The sequence below is a fragment of the Methylobacterium sp. Leaf94 genome, from assembly GCF_001426045.1.
Taxonomy (GTDB): Bacteria; Pseudomonadota; Alphaproteobacteria; order Rhizobiales; family Beijerinckiaceae; genus Methylobacterium.
This window is the reverse complement of the sequence record NZ_LMRM01000001.1, coordinates 80,229-97,952: the sequence shown is the minus strand read 5'-3', so window position 1 is coordinate 97,952 and position 17,724 is coordinate 80,229. Positions and strand designations below refer to the sequence as shown.

The following is a 17,724-nucleotide window of genomic DNA, read 5'->3' as shown; positions in this document are numbered from 1 at the left end:
CCGCGCTCGGCGCGGCTGGCGTTTGTTTTCGATTTGGTCGATCGCTTCGGCGATCACGATGCGCCCCCGCGCGAGTGGGGAGCGCGGGCCCGCGTCACACTACGTTCTGCGGCTTGCCGGCGACGAAGGCCTCAACATTGTCGACGAGCTGGTCGGCGAGAATCTGCATGGCCTCCTTGCTGGCCCAGGCCACGTGCGGCGTGACGATGAGGTTGGGCAGGTCGAGCTCGCACAGGATGTTGCCGTTCTTGGGCGGCTCGGTCATCACCACGTCGAAGCCGGCGCCGCCGATGGTGCCCGCCTTCAGGGCTTCGGCCAGAGCCTCCTCGTCGACGAGGCCGCCGCGCGCGGTGTTGATGAGGAGCGCGTGCTTCTTCATCTTCGCGAGTTGTTCGCGCCCGATCATGTTGCGGGTTTCGGGCGTCAGCGGCGCGTGCAGCGTGATGACGTCGGACTCGCGCAGGATCGTCTCGAAGTCGACGAGGCCCTCCTGGGGGAACACGTCGTAGGCGATGACCGTCATGCCGAGGGCTTCCGCCCGCTTGGCGATGGACTTGCCGAGCGCGCCGTAGCCGACGATGCCCAGCGTCGAGCCGGCGATGTCGTGGATCGGGTAGTCGAAGTAGCAGAATTGGGTCGACTTCGCCCAATCGCCCCGGCGCACGGAGTTGGCGTAGGGCACGATGGCCCGGCGCAGGGCGAACATCAGGCCGATCACGTGCTCGGGCACGGTGTTGAAGGCGTAGCCGCGGATGTTGACGACGGTGATGCCCTGGGCCTTGGCGGCCTCCTTGTCGACCACGTCGGTGCCGGTGGCGGCCACCGCGATCAGCTTGAGGTCGGGGAGCTGCTTCAGGGTTTCGGCCCGCATCGGGACCTTGTTGATCAGCGCGATCTCGGCACCCTTCAGGCGCTCGACGATCTCCTCCGGCGTCCAGGTCGACTCGTACTCGACGTACTCGTGGGGGAAGTTGAACTCACGGACCTTGGCGTCCAGGGACTCGCGGTCGAGGAACACGATCTTCTTCGTCATGGAATCCTCTGGCCGATCCGGCCAAGTCTCGGATAGGGCACGTCACGGGTGGGGTCGAGGTCGTGGCCGGGATGGGCGAACCCATCCCGGCCGAACGTCTGGCTTCGAAAGATCCGGAACCCGGGGAGGCTCAGGACTTCGAGAGCGGGTTCTCGCGCAGGTAGCTCGAGGCGGCGGCGACGCCGGAGCCGGGCTGGACCTTCACGCCGTGATCGAGCATCGACATCTCGGCACCCGCGATGGCGCCCAGCAGCGACAGTTCGTTCATGTCACCGACGTGACCGATGCGGAACACCTTGCCGGCCACCTGGCTCAGACCGGCGCCGAGCGCCAGGTTGTAGCGCACGTAGGCGTGCTTGATGATCGCGGCGGCGTCGACGCCCTCCGGCACCAGGATGGCCGTGACCGTGTCGGAGTTCCACTTGGGCTCCTTGGCACAGGTCTTCAGGCCCCAGGCGGCCACGGCCTGGCGGGTCGCCTCGCCGAGGACGTGATGGCGGTGGTAGACGTTCTCGAGGCCTTCCTCGTTAAGGCAGGCCAGGGCCTCGCGCAGGCCGTAGAGCAGCGGCAGCGACGGGGTGTAGGGGAAGTAGCCGGCCGGGTTCTGCTTCTGGTGGTCGGCCCAGTCGAAGTACACGTGTGCGAGGCGGTCGTTCTGGCCCGACGAGGTGTCGGCGGCCTTGAGCGCCTTCTGGCTGACGCAGATCACGCCGAGGCCGGCGGGGAGCATCAGGCCCTTCTGCGAGCCGGCGATGGCGCAATCGACCTTCCACTCGTCCATCTTGAATGGGAGCGAGCCGATCGAGGAGACGCCGTCGACGAACAGCAGGGCCGGGTGGCCGGCGGCGTCGATCGCCTTGCGCACGGCACCGACATCGCTGGTGACGCCGGTGGCGGTCTCGTTATGGACGACCATGACGGCCTTGATCTCGTGGTTCTTGTCGGCGCGCAGGGCCTCGCCGATCCGCTCCGGGTTCGCACCCGTGCCCCACTCCTCGTCCTGGACGATGACTTCCAGGCCGAGGCGCTGGGCCATGTCGATCCAGAGGTGGCTGAACTGGCCGAAGCGGGCGGCCAGGACCTTGTCGCCGCGCGACAGGGTGTTGGACAGGGCGGATTCCCAGATGCCGGTGCCGGAGGCCGGGAACAGGAAGATGGTGCCCTCGGTCGAACCGTAGACGGCCTTCGTGTCCTGGAAGAGCGGCTTGGTCAGCGTGGGGAAGTCCACCGAACGGTGATCCTCGGACTGCACCATCATCGCGCGCATCACGCGATCCGGGATGTTCGTCGGGCCCGGGACGAACAGGTGGTTCCGGCCGGGACGTCGCGTTGCCGCCATGATGTTTTCTCCGTTTCTCACGTTAGTGACCACACGCGCCCTGGCGTGCGGCGACAATGATGCGCCGAGGGTTGAAGCGGATCGCACGGGGCGTCCCGGGACGATCCCGAGTGCTCGTAGCGGCCGCTGGTTAGATGAATCGCGGGACGAACTCGTACGTGCGCGACCTGTGGACGGATACAGGACCCAGGTCCGCCCGCGTCGAAGAAAGCCCTTCGACGCCCGTCGCCGCGCGCGCCACCGAACACCACAAGCCTCTTCTCCATGGGCCGGGTCGCGCGACACGCGCTGACCGCTGGGCCGTTTCAGCGTCGTCGTCCCCGGGGACGGCACCCTTAGTTCGCCTCGATGGGCTCCGGTCATGCGTTCTCGAACGCCGCCCGGTGGGGCACCTTGAGCGGGACTATGCCCGGCTTCCCGCCGAAAGGAAAACCCGAAATACTTGGTCTCAAATCAAAATTTTTTTTGTGGAAGAAGAGCTTACGTCGCGGCGCCGAAGGCGGCCGGTCTGGCGAGGCCGACGTCATCAAACTGATACGGGAATCCGGTTTGGCTCCAGGGATCGGAGGCTGTCCCGGAGGCGAACGTGGGCGAAGACACCGAGACGACCCGCGTCCGGACCCTGTTCCTGTCCGACATGCATTTGGGGACCAAGGGTTGCCAAGCCGATCTGCTGCTCGAATTCCTGCGTGATTACGATGCGGACGAGATCTACCTCGTCGGCGACATCGTGGATGGCTGGCAACTCAAGTCCGGCTGGTACTGGCCGCAGAGCCACAACGACGTCGTGCAGAAGCTCATGCGCAAGGTTCGCAAGGGCTCGACGCTGGTCTACGTCCCGGGCAACCACGACGAGTTCCTGCGCGATTATATCGGCATGACCTTCGGTGGCATCGAAATCGCCGATCAGCGGGTGCATGAGGCCGCCGACGGCAAGCGCTACCTCGTCATCCACGGCGACCAATTCGACATGGTGGTCCGCCATGCCCGGTGGCTCGCGTTCCTGGGCGACGGCGCCTACACCTTCGCCCTCTTCGTGAACACCTACGTCAACACCGTGCGCCGCCGCCTCGGCCTCGCCTACTGGTCGCTCTCCGCCTGGGCCAAGCTGAAGGTCAAGAACGCCGTCAACTTCATCGGCAAGTTCGAGGAATTGCTCAGCGCCGAGGCCAAGCGCGTCGGGGCCGACGGGGTGATCTGCGGCCACATCCACCACGCGGCCAACCGGCAGATCAACGGTCTCACCTACCTGAACACCGGCGACTGGGTGGAATCCTGCACCGCCATCGTCGAGCACTACGACGGCACCATGGAGGTGTTGCACTATCCGAGCCTGCTGAGGGCCCGCGCCGGGCGGACCGATCTCGTCGACCGCACGCGGCCCGACGGAGCCCGGGCGGTCGCGTGAGGCTCCTCATCGCGACCGATGCTTGGCATCCGCAAGTCAACGGCGTGGTCCGCTCCCTGGAGAACATGGCCGCGGCGGGGGCTGCCTACGGCTTCGACCCGGTGTTCCTGACCCACCAGGACTTCGCCTCCCTGCCCCTGCCGGGCTATCCCGAGATTCGGGTCGCCTACGCTACCAAGCGGCACGTGGCGCGCCTCTGGGACGATCTGCAGCCCACCCACGTCCACATCTCCACGGAAGGGACCGTGGGCTATGCCACGCGGCGATACTGCCTCGCCCATGGCCGCCCGTTCACCACGAGCTATCACACCCGCTTCCCGGAATACCTCTCCGCCCGGGCCCCCGTGCCCGAAACCTGGAGCTATGCCTGGCTGCGCCGGTTCCATGGCGCGGCCAACGGCACCATGGTCTCGACCCCCTCCCTGGAGCGCGACCTCCACGCGCGCGGCTTCACCAACCTGATGCGCTGGACGCGCGGCGTCGACACCGAGCTGTTCCGGCCTCGCCCGCCGGATGCGCCGGACCTTGCCGGGCTGCCGCGGCCGATCTTCCTCACGGTGGGACGGCTCGCGGTGGAGAAGAACCTCGAGGCGTTCCTGCGCCTCGATCTGCCCGGAACGAAGGTCGTCGTCGGCGACGGCCCGGATCGGGCGCGCCTCGCGGGGATTGCGCCGGCGGCCCGCTTTCTCGGCATCCGCACCGGCGCCGCCCTCGCCGCCCTCTACGCCGCTGCCGACGTCTTCGTGTTTCCGAGCCTGACCGACACCTTCGGAATCGTGCTTCTCGAAGCCCTCGCCTGTGGCGTCCCGGTGGCCGCCTATCCCGTCACCGGGCCCCTCGACGTCATCGGCCGGACCGGTGCCGGCGTCCTCGATCACGACTTGCGTGCGGCCACCCTGGCCGCCTTGGCAATTCCGCGGGAGCGTTGCCGCAGCGAAGCCCTGCGGTACACCTGGGCCGAGAGCGCGCGGCAGTTCTACGACAACATCGCTCAAGCCCATGGCAGCACGTCCGTCCGGGTACAGGCCGCGGGCACGCCATCGCGGGGCATCGTCGAACTCGGCTGACGCGTGGACCCGTCTGACCGCGCACGCTAGGGGAAGGGATCAGCCCCCTGCCCGGACCCTGCCCGATGCCGCCCTTCGACCCGCGCCTGGCGGAGACCTACCCGGCCGTGATCGGCTGCGACGAGGTTGGGCGGGGAGCCCTCTGCGGCCCGGTGATCGTCGCGGCGGTGTGGTTCGCGCCGGCTGCATTCCCGCCCGAGCTTCTGGCGCGTCTCGACGACAGCAAGCGCCTGAAAGCGGCCGAGCGCGAGGCGTTGACTCCACTCATCCGGGCGTGGGCCCGCGTCGCGGTGGCGGCCGGATCGCGCGCGCTGGTGGACCGGATCAACGTCCGCGCCGCCACCCTCGACGCCATGCGGCGCGCGGCCCTCGGCCTGCATCTCGACGCACCGGTTTGGGTCGACGGCCGCGACACGATTCCGGGACTCGCCCTCCCCGGCCGCGCCGTGGTGGGCGGCGACCGGCTGGTGCCGCAGATCGCCGCCGCCTCCATCGTGGCCAAGACCCTGCGCGACGCATTGATGCGTCGGCTGGCCGGGCGCTACCCGGACTACGGCTGGGCGAGCAACGTCGGCTACGGCACGCGCACCCATCTCGCCGGCCTCGCACACCGCGGCCGCTCGCCCCATCATCGGCTCAGCTTCACGCGCGCCTACGATCTCAGAACAGGCTCAACTGGTCGCGCGGAACCCTGAACAGGTCGACGCGCAGGCGACGACGGACTTCGGGATAGCCGAGGCGCTGCCGGGCGAGCCGCATGCGCTGGCGGATCAGGTCGGCATAGGCGCCGGTGCCGGTCATCCGCGTGCCGAAAGCGGCGTCATAGGCCTTTCCGCCCCGCGCGGCGCGGACCAGCGACATGACGTGGCGCTGGCGACCTGGGTAATGCTCGGCGAACCAGTCGTTCACCAGGTCATCGAGTTCGAGCGGCAGGCGTAGGAGTACGTGGCTCGCCTCCACGGCGCCGAGCGCCCGGGCCCGGGCGAGGATCGCCTCGAGCTCGTGGTCGTTCAACGAAGGGATGATCGGCGCGGCGATGACCATCACGGGAATGCCCGCGGCGCTCAGGCGGGCGATCGCGTCCAGGCGCTTTTGCGGATGCGGCGCGCGGGGCTCCAGCCGGCGTGCCAGGACGGGATCGAGGGTGGTCACCGAGATCGCGACCTTCACGAGACCGTCGCGCGCGAGGTCGGTGAGGAGGTCGAGATCGCGCACGACGAGATTCGATTTCGTCACGATGCCGACCGGGTGGCGGAACCGCGCCAGGACCTCCAGCACCGCGCGGGTGACGCGATGCTCCCGTTCGATCGGCTGATAGGGATCGGTGGCGGTTCCCAGGGCGATGGTGGCGGGACGGTAGCCCGGTGCCGACAACTCCGCTTCGAGCAGAGCGCCGGCACCCACCTTCCGGAACAGCTTGGTCTCGAAGTCGAGGCCCGGTGACAGGCCGACATAGGCATGGTTCGGACGGGCGAAGCAGTAGACGCAGCCGTGCTCGCAACCGCGGTAGGGATTGATCGAGCGATCGAACGAGATGTCGGGCGAGGTGTTGCGGGTGATCAGCGTGCGGGCATGCTCCGGCCGCACCTCGGTCCGGACGGGGACCGCCTCCTCGTTGCCGGACCAGCCGTCGTCGAAGGTTTCCCGTCGGGCCGCCTCGTACCGTCCGCTCGGATTGGCCGTGGCGCCCCGGCCCCGCCGCCCCATCGGCTGCGGTGTGGTCTCGCCGAGGCGTCGCGCAGCCGCGGGGCCGGCGGACGATGGGCGAGTGGCGTCTGCTGGCATGGGCGAGGTTCATCCGTTGGGATCGGACGAGAACGTATCATGAACAAATGCTCGGGGCGCTGCAAAAATTTCAGGCAGAACGCGTGTCGTGTCGCGTTTCTACCCATTTGCGTCCTCTGCGTCGCCGCGATGTGGCTTGGCGCTACGCGAAAATACGGTATGCGCGCGCATGCTTTCGGCTCTCATCTCCGTGGCGCGGCCTGCCGACCCCGATTCCGTCGATCATCTCGCCGATACGCTAGGCGCGCTGGTCGCCGGAGTTGCGGCAGGACTCGTCGGTGACGCGGTGATCGTCGTGCCGGTCGCGAATGCGATGATCGAGGCCGTGGCCGAGGCGACCGGCGCGACGGTCGTTCTGCGTGGTCGTGGGTCGTCGCCCTGGTCGGCCGGTGCGAAGATCGCGCGCCGGGACTGGGTGCTGTGTCTCGAGGCCGGCGATGTTCCCGCCGAGGGTTGGATCCGTCTTCTGGACCGCTTCATCGGGACGGCCCGCCCGGAGGTGTCTTTGGCCCGCTTGCGCCGCCCCCATACCGGCCTGCCGGCACGCCTGGCCGCCGGAGGGGAGCGCGTCATCGGCGTGAACGCTCCACGCCCAGGCGATCTGGTGCGCCGCGAACGCCTGCTGGCGGGCCCGAAATTCATCCGCCGTTTGAAGGCCCGCCCGCTCGCGGCGCGCCTCGACCGGGCGTAATCGCCGCTGATCGAGGGTCGACCGTCCCGCCTACACCGAGATTGAAGCGCCGCGACGCAGGTGCTCGTCCAGGCGGGGCATGATCTCGACGAAGTTGCAGGGCCGATGGCGGTAGTCGAGCTGCGCGGCCAGGATGCCGTCCCAAGCGTCGCGGCAGGCGCCGGGAGAGCCGGGCAGAACGAAGATGTAGGTCGCGTTCGCGACGCCCGCCGTGGCGCGCGACTGCAAGGTCGAGGTTCCGATCTTGTCGTAGGAAACGCGGTGGAAGACGGCCGAGAAACCATCCATGCGCTTCTCGAACAGGGGCTCGATGGCCTCGGGCGTCACGTCGCGGCCCGTGAAACCGGTGCCGCCCGTGGTGATGACCACGTCGACGGCCGGGTCACGGCTCCAGCGCTCGACCTGTCCGCGGATCGCCTCGACCTCGTCGGGGACGATGGCGCGGGCGGCCATGGTGTGCCCCGCCGCCGTGAGGCGCTCGACGAGGGTGTCGCCGGAGCGGTCGTCCCCCTCGCTGCGGGTGTCCGATACCGTGAGGACCGCGATGGCCAGCGGGATGAAGCTGCGGGTCTTGTCGGATGCGACCATCTTGGAATGCCTTCAACCGAACGCGGGCGGGACGGGACCGATCCTACGCGAAAGTCCCGCCCCCCGACAGCGCGCCGGCTGCAGCTCAGTTCCGCGCGGCCCGGAACGTGTCGCAGGATTTCGTCTGTCCGCTGCGATAGCCGGTCATGAACCAGCGCATCCGCTGCTCGGATGAGCCGTGCGTGAAGGAATCCGGCACGGCATACCCCTGCGACTGCTTCTGAAGCTTGTCGTCGCCGATGGCGCTCGCCGCCTGCATCGCCTCTTCGATGTCGCCCTGCTCCAGGGCGTTATACTTGTCGTTGGAATTCTTGGCCCAGACGCCCGCGAGGCAGTCGGCCATGAGCTCGGTGCGCACGGACAGCTGGTTCGCCTCGGTCTTGCTCGACGCGTTCTGCTGGCGGCCCTGGACCTTGCCGAGAATGCCGAGTTCGTCCTGCACGTGATGGCCGACCTCGTGGGCGATGACGTAGGCGTAGGCAAAGTCGCCCTTCACGCCGAACTTCTGCTCCATCTCCTTGAAGAACGAAGTGTCGAGATAGACCTTCTTGTCGATCGGACAGTAGAACGGCCCCATGGCGGCCTGGGCCGAGCCGCAGCCGCTGCGTGTGCCGCCGGTGTAGAGCACCATCGCGGTCGGGCGGTACTGGCGGCCCGTCTGGTTCGGCAGGACCTCCTTCCACACATCCTCGGTGTTGCCGAGGATCGCGGCGGCGAAGCGCCCGCTCTCGTCCGTCGGCTTGGTCTTGCGCTGGGCCTGGGTCTGGGGGTCGACCTGCTCCTGGCGCGGGCGTCCGCCGCCGGACATCTGCTCGGCACCGCCGATCAGGACCGCCGGGTTGATGCCCGTGACCCAGCCGATGATGCACAGGATCACGATGGTGCCGATGCCAAGGCCACCGGCTCCGCCGCCGGGAAAGCCGAACCCACCATCGCCGCCACCTTCGCCGCGCCGATCCTCGACATTGTCCGACGAGCGGAAATCTTCCCAGCGCATGATCTCGTTACACCCTGTCCGGCCACGCGGCGTCACACACGGCCGCGTGAAGTAAGTCGCAGCTACGGGATACGGTTCCGCTTGGGCGCCGGCCCGAGCGGGCTCAGGCCTTCCCGTCGAGGGCGGCGCGCAAGGTCCGGAAGTCCCGCCAAGCAAGGCGCTTCTGCAGCGGCTGGCGCAGGAGATAGGCCGGATGCAGCGTCGCCAGGGCGCGGATCTCGCGGCTCCCGACGCGGTAGGGGTAGAAGCGACCGCGCGCCTTCAAGATGCCGTCCTTGGTGCCGGTGATCGCCTGCGTCGCCGGGCTGCCGAGGCAAACGATGAGGTCCGGATCGGCGAGTTCGATCTGCCGTTCGATGAACGGCCTGCAGATCGAGACCTCCTGCGGGGTCGGGTTGCGGTTCCCCGGCGGCCGCCACGGCACGATGTTGGTGACGTAAGCATTCGTCCGGTCGAGGCCGATGGCCGCCATCATGCGGTCGAGAAGCTTGCCCGAACGGCCCATGAAGGGTTTGCCGACGCGGTCCTCGTCGGCCCCCGGGGCCTCGCCGATGAACATCAGCTTCGCCGCCGGATTGCCGTCGGCGAAGACGAGGTTCTTGGCGGTGAATTTCAGCGGGCAACCATCGAAGCCGGCGAGCAGCGCCTCCAGCTCGTCGAGGCTCTGCACGTCGCGGGCCCGCGCACGCGCATCGCCGGCCGCCTCCCCAGGCTTGGACGCGGCCGACTGGCCGAAGGTCCGGGCCGGCGGCGGGGCCGCGCCGCGCTGGGGCAAATCGGCCAGGACCATGCCGACGCCGGGCAAGGGTGGCCGCGGCGGGGCCGGCGCGTCGCGCAAAGGCGTGGGCCGTGCGGGGGGCGCCGTCATCTGCTCGGGCGCCTCGGCCTCCGAGAAGCGATCGTGAGGCGCCTCGTCGAGGAAGAGGTCGAGTCCGGCCTCGACGTGAAAATCGAGGCTGGCGATGAGATCCCGCTGTCGGTCGTCGCTTTGGCTCATGATCCCGATGTGGCGCCTCACGCAGTTGTGGACAACCGGGCGTGCGACGCTGCGCACTGCCTTTTGACCCGCGCGACATCGTCACCCGCTGCCCCCGAGACCTTGGCGCCGCTTGCGTTCTCAGGTTGGAATGGGTTGAGAGTGATCGCCGGACACGGGATCGTCGGTCCGTAGACGGACGATCGGGACGAATGACGAGGGCCCCGCGGCAGAGCAGGGCCTCACAGGAGGATGACGGATGGCGCTGCCCGAACGCGAGGCGATGGAATTCGACGTGGTCATCGTGGGGGCCGGGCCGGCCGGGCTCGCGACCGCCATCCGCCTCAAGCAGTTGTCCGCCGATGCCAGCATCGTCGTGGTGGAGAAGGGCTCAGAGGTCGGTGCCCACATCCTGTCGGGCGCGGTGATCGATCCCTCGGGCCTCGACGGCCTGCTGCCCGGCTGGCGCCAGGACGAGGCGCGCCCGCTTAAGACGGCGGTCGCGCGCGACGAGTTCATGTTCCTGACCAAGAACAGCGGCCTTACCATGCCGAACCTGTTTTTCCCCAAGCTGATGTCGAACCACGGCAACTTCGTCGGCTCGCTCTCGAACGTGACGAAGTATCTCGGCGCCAAGGCCGAGGAGCTCGGCGTCGAGATCTACCCGGGCTTCCCGGCATCCGAGGTGCTTTACGACGAATCCGGCGTCGTCGTGGGCGTCGCCACGGGCGACCTCGGCATCGGCAAGTCCGGTGAGCCGCGCGACGACTACACCCGCGGCATGGAGTTGCGGGCCAAGTACACGGTCTTCGGTGAGGGCGCGCGCGGATCGCTGACCAAGACGGTGATCGATCGCTTCAAGCTCAACGCTTACAGCGACCACCAGAAGTACGGCCTCGGCGTCAAGGAACTCTGGCAGCTCGCCCCTGACAAGTTCCAGGCCGGCCTCGTGCAGCACACCATGGGCTGGCCCCTGCCGAACAAGGCCGGCGGCGGCTCCTGGCTCTACCATTTCGACGACGGCCTGCTCTCGGTCGGCTTCGTCACGCACCTGAACTACGAGAATCCGACCCTGTCGCCGTTCGAGGAGTTCCAGCGCTTCAAGACCCACCCGATGATCGCCGAGACCTTCGACGGGGCCAAGCGCATCGGCTACGGCGCGCGCGCCATCATGGAGGGCGGCTGGCAGTCGGTGCCGAAGCTTGTGTTCCCGGGCGGCTGCCTCGTGGGCGACTCTGCCGGCTTCGTGAACGTGCCCCGCATCAAGGGCTCGCACAATGCGGTCCTCTCCGGCATGCAGGCGGCCGAGGCCCTGGCGCAGGCACTCGAATCCGGCCGGCAGGGCGACGAGCTCGAGACCTACGAGAACGGCTGGCGCGACAGCGCCATCGGCCAGGATCTGAAGCGCGTACGCAACGTCAAGCCGCTCTGGTCGAAGTACGGCACGCTCGTTGGCGTCGGCCTCGGCGGGCTCGACATGTGGTCGAACACCATCCTGGACGCCTCGCCCTTCGGAACGCTGCGCCACGGGAAGCCGGACCACGCGACGCTGAAGCCGCTGAGCGAGGTGAAGCCGATCGTCTATCCCAAGCCCGACGGCAAGCTGACCTTCGACCGACTCTCCTCGGTCTACCTGTCGAACACCAACCACGAGGAGGACCAGCCGGCCCACCTCAAGGTGCGGAACATGGAGCTGCAGAAGGCCTCCGAGCACGACGTCTACGGTGGCCCGTCGGCCCGCTACTGTCCGGCCGGCGTCTACGAATGGGTGGAGGATGCCGGCGCCAGCGACGGCGTACGCTACCAGATCAACGCCCAGAACTGCGTCCACTGCAAGACCTGCGACATCAAGGATCCGAACCAGAACATCAACTGGGAGACCCCGGAAGGACCGGGCGGGCCGAACTACCCGAACATGTGAGGGGGCCGGTCCGCCGCCCGGATCACGGTCGAATGAGGGGGGATGGCGGGCGCAGAGGCCGCCATCCTTATGCCTTGCGAGGATGGCGGTAAGAGTCCAGTGTCCCGCCCCGAACGAGCCCGGCCACCGAGATGGCCGGTGCGCAGGAGCCGTGATCGGTGCCCATGAACGGAACAGCCAAAACCAGCCGGACCGGCCGCCGGGTCCTCTCGGCCCTCGCCGTCTGCCTCGCGAGCTCGCCGGCGGCCTACGCGGCTCAGCCGCGGGAATCCGCTCCGATCTCCGAGTACGAGCCCGCGGAGTCGCTGGAGGGCAACTTCCTCTCGGCCTACATCGCCGGTGCCTCCAAGGACACCGCAGCCGCCGCGAGCTACTACCGCGAGGCCGTGAAGGCCGATCCCCGCAACGCCGAGCTGCTGGAGCGGGCCTTCGTGTCGCTGCTCGCCGACGGCTCCCTGCCGGACGCCTTCCGGGCCGCCGAACGCCTGACCAGCCGCGACGGATCGAACGGCCTCGCCCAGCTCGCCCTCGGCGTGCGCCAGATCAAGGCGGGACAGTTCGCCCAGGCCCGCCAGAACTTCGCACGCAGCGGCCGGGGGGCCGCCGCCGACCTGACCGGGACGCTGCTCACCGCGTGGGCCTTCGCCGGGGCCAACGACGGCAAGCGCGCGCTGGAGACCATCAACAAGCTCAAGGGCGAACGCTACTACAACACCTTCCGCGACTTCCATGCCGGGCTGATCGCCAGCCTCGTCGGCGATCAGGCGGAAGCCGAGCGCCGCCTCAAGGCCGCCTACGACGCCGACCGCAACACCCTGCGCATCGTCGACGCCTATGCGCGCTTCGAGGCCCAGGCCGGCCGCACCGACCTCGCGATCCAGGCCTATACCGAGTTCGACAAGCTGCTGCCGCGCCACCCCATCGTGCGCGATGCCCTGACCAAGCTGAAGGAGGGCAAACCCCTCAGCCGCCTCGTCAACTCGGCGCAGGAGGGCGCGGGCGAGGTGCTGTACGGTCTCGGCTCGGCCGGCTCGACCCAGGGCGACGAACTGCCGGCGGTGGTCTACCTGCGCTTCGCCCTCTACCTCGCCCCCGAGCACGCCCTCGCGCGGCTCACCCTTGCCGACATCCTCGACCGGATGAAGCAGACCGAGCGGGCCAACGAGGCCTATTCGCAGATCCCCACCACCTCGCCCCTGCGCCTCAATGCCGACGTCCAGGTCGGACTGAACCTGGAGCAGATGGGCAAGGGCGACGAGGCCATCGCCCATCTCGATGCCGCGATGAAGGCGCATCCGGACGACATCGACGTCGTCACGGCGCTCGGCAACGTCCAGCGTTCGCGCAAGAAGTACGAGGAGGCGGCGGAGACCTACAGCCGTGCCATCGCGCTGATCGGCGACAAGCCGGCCGCGAATTATTGGACGACTTTCTACTTCCGGGGAACCGCCTACGAGCGCGCCAAGCAGTGGCCGAAGGCCGAGGCCGACCTGAAGAAGGCCCTTGAGCTGGTTCCCGCGAGCCAGCCCGGCGCCCGGGCCCAGGTGCTGAACTACCTCGCCTATTCTTGGGTCGACCAGAACATGAACATCGACGAGGCCTTCACGATGCTGAAGCAGGCCGTCGATGCGGCCCCGCGCGACGGCATGATCATCGACAGCCTGGGTTGGGCCTATTTCCGCCTCGGCCGCTGGGACGACGCGGTGCGCGAGCTGGAAAAGGCGATCGAGCTGAAGCCCGGCGATCCGACCATCAACGACCACCTGGGCGACGCCTACTGGCGCGCCGGGCGTCGCCTGGAGGGCAAGTTCCAATGGCAGCACGCCAAGGACCTGAACCCAGAGCCGGACGACCTCGAGAAGATCAATGCCAAGCTCAAGGACGGCTTGCCGGAACTCGAGAAGCCCGCCGCCACCGCCGAGAATCCGCCCGAGAGCAAGGTGAACCCCGAGCTGCCGAAGGGCGCCCCTGCCCCGAACGAGCCCCCGGGCGCGGCCGACAAGAAGAGCGGCGGTTGATCGGCCCGAAGGCTTGACGGAACGCGCGTCGCGAGGCCAGACCGGCCCCGCGATTGCCCGACCCATGAGCCCCGAGTGTCCGTGCCCCTCCTCGTCACCCGCGCTCCGGCGAAGATCAACCTCACCCTTCACGTCCTCGGCCGCCGGGCCGGCGACGGCTATCACGAGCTCGAAAGTCTCGTGGTCTTCACCGGCGCCGGCGACACGCTCAGCCTGGAGCCGGGTCCCGACCTGGCGCTGACCGTTTCGGGGCCGACGGCCGGCCCGGCCGGCCCCCTCGACGACAACCTCGTCATCCGCGCGGTGCGTCACCTCGCCCGCCTTCGGCCCGGTCTCCGCCAGGGCAGCTTCCATCTCGTGAAGCGTCTGCCCGTCGCCGCAGGCATCGGCGGCGGCTCCTCCGACGCCGCGGCGGCCCTGCGCCTTCTGGGCCGCCTGAACGACATCGCCCCCGACGATCCGGACCTGGTCGCGGCCGCCCGTGCCACTGGCGCCGATGTCCCGGTCTGTCTTGTCCCACGCGCCCGCATGATGGCGGGCGCCGGCGAGGCCGTCGGACCCGCCCTGGATATGACCCCGCTGCCGGCGGTCCTCATCAATCCGGGCGTCCCGGTCGAGACTGCGCCGGTGTTCCGCGCGCTTGGGCTCGCGGTCGGCGATCGCCACGGCACCGGCGCGCATCCCGTCATCGCCCCCGGTCTCGGGGCGGAGGCCCTCCTGCGCGCGATCACCCCTGCCCGCAACGACCTCGAAACCCCGGCGCGGAGCCTCGCCCCGGTGATCGACGTGGCGCTCGGGGCCCTGCGGGCCGCCCCCGGATGCCGCTTGGCGCGGATGTCGGGGTCCGGCGCGACGGTGTTCGGAATTTTCGGGCATCGGTCCGAGGCGGCCCGCGCCGCACGCAGCATCGCGGCAGTTCATCCAGGCTGGTGGGTCACGGCAGCAATGCTGCGCTAAGCATTCGCCCTCTTGGTGGGATAGCAACTTTCCGTGCAACGGCGCCGACTTCAGACGTCAGCTTTACGCTCGCTCAAGGTTTGAGGCTGCAGGATCGGCGCGCGCAAGGAGCGGTGCATGCCCGACCAAAAAAACAACTCGTGGGGAGAGGGCGAGCTCCGAGAACTCCTGTGCCTGATGATGATCGGCTCCTGCATCTGGATCGTCGGCACTCAGCTGGGGTTCTTCACGGTTCTCATCGACGCGACCCGGACGCATCAGCTTCAGGATCTGCTGATGCTGTCCCTTTGCATGAGCCTGGGCGTGGTCGTGGCGGCCGTCCGCAAGTCGTTCAAGCTGCGCAAGGCGATGCAGGATCGGGACGGGGCCGAGGCGCATGCCGAGGCCGTCGCACGCCACGATGCGATGACGGGTCTCGCCAATCGCCGCCTGTTCGGCGAAACCCTCGCGGCGCGCATCCGCGTGGCCACCGGTCTCCCGCGGGTCGCCGTGATGCTGATCGACCTCGACCGCTTCAAGCCGGTGAACGACGTCCATGGTCATGCCGCGGGTGACGCCGTCCTCTGCGTCATCGCCGATCGCCTGCGGGCCCTCGCGCCGCCCCAGAGCCTCGTCGCGCGCCTCGGGGGCGATGAGTTCGCTCTTCTTCTCGACACCGACAGCGATCCGGAAGCTCTGGCGCGACTCGCGCAGGGCATCATCGCCTCGCTCTCTCAGCCGATCGCCTGGACCCAGAGCCGTCTCGAGATCGGCGCCACCATCGGAATCGCGACGGCGACGGAAGAGAGCCGCACCGCCGAGGCGCTGCTGCACGCCGCCGATGTCGCCATGTACCAGGGCAAGCGGGATGGGCGCGGGACCTACCGGTTCTTCCATCTCGACATGGGTCAGGCCCTGAAGGCACGCGCCCGGCTCGAAGGGGAATTGCGGGTCGGCATCGAGCAGGGCGAGATCGAGCCGTTCTACCAGCCAGTGGTGTCGCTGCCCGGCCGCGATCTCATCGGGTTCGAGGTGCTGGCCCGCTGGAATCATCCCCGGCTGGGCGTCCTGACCCCGGCCGATTTCATCAGCCTGGCCGAGGAGACCGGTCTGATCGCCGAGCTCACCTGGTCGCTGATGCGCCGGGCCTGCCGAGACGCTCGGCTCTGGCCGGCCCATCTCCAGCTGGCGATCAACATCTCACCGCTGCAGCTGCGCGATCCGCACCTGCCCGAGCAGATCCTCGGCATCCTGACGGAGACCGGGTTCGCACCGGGTCGCCTGGAGATCGAGATCACCGAGACGGCCCTGGTCAACGATCTCGAAGCGGCGCGGACCGCCCTGAAGTCGCTCCAAAGCTTTGGCGTCCGCATCGCCCTCGACGATTTCGGGACCGGATATTCCAGCCTCTACCATCTGCGCGAACTGCAGTTCGACAAGCTGAAGATCGACCGCAGCTACGTGGAATCGATGCGGCTAAGCAGCGAGCGCGCCAAGCTCGTGGATGCGATCATCGCTCTGGGCTCCAGCCTCGGCCTTCTCACCACGGCCGAGGGCATCGAGAGCGGGACTAGCGTCGATTGGCTTGCCGGCCAGGGGTGCACCTACGGCCAGGGCTACCTCTTCGGGCGGCCCATGGACAAGGCCACCACCGACGGCCTTCTCACGCAATGGTCCGACGACGCGGGCCGGATCGTGATCGCGCCGTCCCCGGCCGAAACGTCCGAGGTCACCGATTACGAGCGCGTGGCCCTCGCTCCGCCGCCGGTCATGCGCCAGGCGGCAGCCTGACGATCCGACGCTGCGCTGGGACGCTCAGTGCGCCCGGGCGATGCAGAAGTCGACGACCTGCAGCAGGGCGTGCTTCATCGGGCTCGGCGGGAACGTCTTCAGGGCATCCCGGGCCCGGTCGCCGTACAGGCGGGCGCGCGCCATCGTTTCCTCCAGGGCGCCGTGACGCCGCAGGATGGCGCGCGCTGTTTCGAGATCGTTGTCCGTGACCTCGCCGAGTTCGAGCGTCCGCTTCCAGAAGCCGCGCTCGCTACCCGTGGCACGACGCACCGCCAGGACGATGGGCAGCGTGATCTTGCCCTCGCGAAAATCGTCGCCGACATTCTTGCCCAGGGTATCGCTGGTGCCGCCGTAATCGAGGACGTCGTCGATGAGCTGGAAGGCGATGCCGAGGTTCATGCCGTAGGCGCGGCAGGCTGCCTGCTCGGCGGCGTCGCGCTCAGCCAGGACCGGACCGACCTCGCAGGCAGCGGCGAACAACTCCGCCGTCTTGGCGCTGATCACCGCGAGATACTCGGCCTCGCTCGTTTCCGTGTTCTTCGCCGCGGTGAGCTGCATCACCTCGCCCTCGGCGATGATGGTGGCCGCCGCGGACAGGATGTCGAGGGCCTTCAGCGATCCGACCTCCACCATCATCCGGAAGGCTTGGCCGAGGAGGAAATCGCCCACCAGGACGCTGGCCTCGTTCCCCCACTTGATGCGGGCCGCCACCTTGCCGCGACGCATGTCGCTGCCGTCGACCACATCGTCGTGCAGGAGGGTCGCGGTGTGCATGAACTCGACGCTGGCGGCGAGCTTCACCGCGCCGTCGCCGACATAGTGGCAGAGATCGGCGGTCGCGAGCGTGAGGATCGGCCGAAGGCGCTTGCCGCCCGAGGAGATCAGGTGGTTGGCGACTTCGGGAATCATCTGGACGTCGGATCCGGTGCGGGACAGGATCGTCGCGTTGACGCGCTCCATCCCACCGGACACCAGGGCGACGAGGTCGGCCAGGCTCGCCTCGGGATCGGGACTTCTCTCATCGATCGGAACTACGACGCCCAAGACCTTGAGGCCTCCCGCTTCCCTACGCCAACGCGGCGCGATCCAATCGACCGCGTCCGTGACACCCCATCGCATGCGCCCGGAGGCGCTGCAACACGCACCATGCCGCAAGCTATACATCCAGGGGCGG

At 68.4% G+C, this 17,724-nt stretch carries 15 protein-coding genes; 8 read left to right on the top strand and 7 right to left on the bottom strand.

Going from position 1 to position 17,724, the window contains the following annotated elements:
* Positions 1-94: 94 nt before the first annotated feature.
* Positions 95-1,033 (bottom strand): D-2-hydroxyacid dehydrogenase, encoded by a 939-nt coding sequence (locus ASG63_RS00440; RefSeq protein ID WP_056210981.1) that lies wholly within the window; start codon positions 1,031-1,033, stop codon positions 95-97.
* A gap of 130 nt (positions 1,034-1,163) precedes the next feature.
* Positions 1,164-2,372 carry an aminotransferase class V-fold PLP-dependent enzyme gene (locus ASG63_RS00435; RefSeq protein WP_056210979.1) on the bottom strand — a complete coding sequence of 403 codons (1,209 nt, stop codon included), beginning with the start codon at positions 2,370-2,372 and terminating at the stop codon, positions 1,164-1,166.
* Positions 2,373-2,958: 586 nt separating this feature from the next.
* Between ASG63_RS00435 and ASG63_RS00430 the strand changes: the two genes are divergently transcribed.
* The 3 genes from ASG63_RS00430 (at position 2,959) to ASG63_RS00420 (ending at position 5,542) form a co-directional block, all read left to right on the top strand.
* On the top strand, positions 2,959-3,780 hold the full coding sequence (locus ASG63_RS00430) for a UDP-2,3-diacylglucosamine diphosphatase (RefSeq protein WP_056210977.1): 822 nt from the start codon (positions 2,959-2,961) through the stop codon (positions 3,778-3,780).
* Positions 3,777-4,847 (top strand): glycosyltransferase family 4 protein, encoded by a 1,071-nt coding sequence (locus ASG63_RS00425; protein WP_056210975.1) that lies wholly within the window; start codon positions 3,777-3,779, stop codon positions 4,845-4,847. The genes ASG63_RS00430 and ASG63_RS00425 overlap by 4 nt, the downstream gene beginning before the upstream one ends.
* 65 nt (positions 4,848-4,912) lie before the next feature.
* Positions 4,913-5,542, top strand: a complete 630-nt coding sequence (locus tag ASG63_RS00420) for a ribonuclease HII (protein WP_156394032.1) — start codon at positions 4,913-4,915, stop codon at positions 5,540-5,542.
* Here ASG63_RS00420 and ASG63_RS00415 read toward each other — a convergent pair.
* Positions 5,508-6,632, bottom strand: a complete 1,125-nt coding sequence (locus ASG63_RS00415; protein WP_056210971.1) for a PA0069 family radical SAM protein — start codon at positions 6,630-6,632, stop codon at positions 5,508-5,510. The two genes, ASG63_RS00420 and ASG63_RS00415, sit on opposite strands and share 35 nt — an antisense overlap.
* 169 nt (positions 6,633-6,801) lie before the next feature.
* Between ASG63_RS00415 and ASG63_RS00410 the strand changes: the two genes are divergently transcribed.
* Positions 6,802-7,323, top strand: a complete 522-nt coding sequence (locus ASG63_RS00410) for a hypothetical protein (protein WP_056210969.1) — start codon at positions 6,802-6,804, stop codon at positions 7,321-7,323.
* 30 nt (positions 7,324-7,353) lie between these two features.
* Here the strand turns inward: ASG63_RS00410 and moaB are convergent, their stop codons facing one another.
* The 3 genes from moaB to ASG63_RS00395 form a co-directional block, all read right to left on the bottom strand.
* Positions 7,354-7,911: a molybdenum cofactor biosynthesis protein B gene (gene moaB, locus ASG63_RS00405; protein WP_056210967.1), complete on the bottom strand. Its 558-nt coding sequence runs from the start codon at positions 7,909-7,911 to the stop codon at positions 7,354-7,356.
* A gap of 85 nt (positions 7,912-7,996) precedes the next feature.
* Positions 7,997-8,908, bottom strand: a complete 912-nt coding sequence (gene ypfJ / locus ASG63_RS00400) for a KPN_02809 family neutral zinc metallopeptidase (protein WP_056210965.1) — start codon at positions 8,906-8,908, stop codon at positions 7,997-7,999.
* Positions 8,909-9,011: 103 nt separating this feature from the next.
* Positions 9,012-9,905 (bottom strand): uracil-DNA glycosylase, encoded by an 894-nt coding sequence (locus ASG63_RS00395; RefSeq protein ID WP_056210963.1) that lies wholly within the window; start codon positions 9,903-9,905, stop codon positions 9,012-9,014.
* 238 nt (positions 9,906-10,143) lie between these two features.
* On the opposite strand from ASG63_RS00395, the gene ASG63_RS00390 reads away from it, so the two are divergent.
* From ASG63_RS00390 to ASG63_RS00375, 4 genes are all read left to right on the top strand, one after another.
* The gene (locus tag ASG63_RS00390; RefSeq protein ID WP_056210961.1) at positions 10,144-11,805 is read left to right on the top strand and encodes an electron transfer flavoprotein-ubiquinone oxidoreductase; all 1,662 of its coding nucleotides are present in this window, start codon (positions 10,144-10,146) and stop codon (positions 11,803-11,805) included.
* 164 nt (positions 11,806-11,969) lie between these two features.
* Positions 11,970-13,823 carry a tetratricopeptide repeat protein gene (locus ASG63_RS00385; RefSeq protein WP_056210959.1) on the top strand — a complete coding sequence of 618 codons (1,854 nt, stop codon included), beginning with the start codon at positions 11,970-11,972 and terminating at the stop codon, positions 13,821-13,823.
* A gap of 81 nt (positions 13,824-13,904) precedes the next feature.
* Positions 13,905-14,780 carry a 4-(cytidine 5'-diphospho)-2-C-methyl-D-erythritol kinase gene (locus ASG63_RS00380; protein ID WP_056211427.1) on the top strand — a complete coding sequence of 292 codons (876 nt, stop codon included), beginning with the start codon at positions 13,905-13,907 and terminating at the stop codon, positions 14,778-14,780.
* Between the two features lie 117 nt (positions 14,781-14,897).
* Complete coding sequence (locus tag ASG63_RS00375; protein ID WP_082559121.1) at positions 14,898-16,550, top strand: putative bifunctional diguanylate cyclase/phosphodiesterase; 1,653 nt, start codon at positions 14,898-14,900, stop codon at positions 16,548-16,550.
* A 24-nt stretch (positions 16,551-16,574) separates the two neighbouring features.
* Here ASG63_RS00375 and ASG63_RS00370 read toward each other — a convergent pair whose 3' ends face one another.
* Positions 16,575-17,594, bottom strand: coding sequence for a polyprenyl synthetase family protein (locus tag ASG63_RS00370; protein ID WP_056210957.1), 1,020 nt, complete (start codon positions 17,592-17,594; stop codon positions 16,575-16,577).
* Positions 17,595-17,724: the final 130 nt, after the last annotated feature.

Bases quoted from the DNA above. Each gene is read 5' to 3' on its own strand.
- ASG63_RS00410 (WP_056210969.1), top strand. From the start codon at position 6,802: ATGCTTTCGGCTCTCATCTCCGTGGCGCGGCCTGCCGACCCCGATTCC.
- ypfJ (WP_056210965.1), bottom strand. From the start codon at position 8,908: ATGCGCTGGGAAGATTTCCGCTCGTCGGACAATGTCGAGGATCGGCGC.
- ASG63_RS00390 (WP_056210961.1), top strand. From the start codon at position 10,144: ATGGCGCTGCCCGAACGCGAGGCGATGGAATTCGACGTGGTCATCGTG.
- ASG63_RS00435 (WP_056210979.1), bottom strand. From the start codon at position 2,372: ATGGCGGCAACGCGACGTCCCGGCCGGAACCACCTGTTCGTCCCGGGC.
- ASG63_RS00385 (WP_056210959.1), top strand. From the start codon at position 11,970: ATGAACGGAACAGCCAAAACCAGCCGGACCGGCCGCCGGGTCCTCTCG.
- moaB (WP_056210967.1), bottom strand. From the start codon at position 7,911: ATGGTCGCATCCGACAAGACCCGCAGCTTCATCCCGCTGGCCATCGCG.
- ASG63_RS00415 (WP_056210971.1), bottom strand. From the start codon at position 6,632: ATGCCAGCAGACGCCACTCGCCCATCGTCCGCCGGCCCCGCGGCTGCG.
- ASG63_RS00420 (WP_156394032.1), top strand. From the start codon at position 4,913: ATGCCGCCCTTCGACCCGCGCCTGGCGGAGACCTACCCGGCCGTGATC.
- ASG63_RS00375 (WP_082559121.1), top strand. From the start codon at position 14,898: ATGCCCGACCAAAAAAACAACTCGTGGGGAGAGGGCGAGCTCCGAGAA.
- ASG63_RS00440 (WP_056210981.1), bottom strand. From the start codon at position 1,033: ATGACGAAGAAGATCGTGTTCCTCGACCGCGAGTCCCTGGACGCCAAG.
- ASG63_RS00395 (WP_056210963.1), bottom strand. From the start codon at position 9,905: ATGAGCCAAAGCGACGACCGACAGCGGGATCTCATCGCCAGCCTCGAT.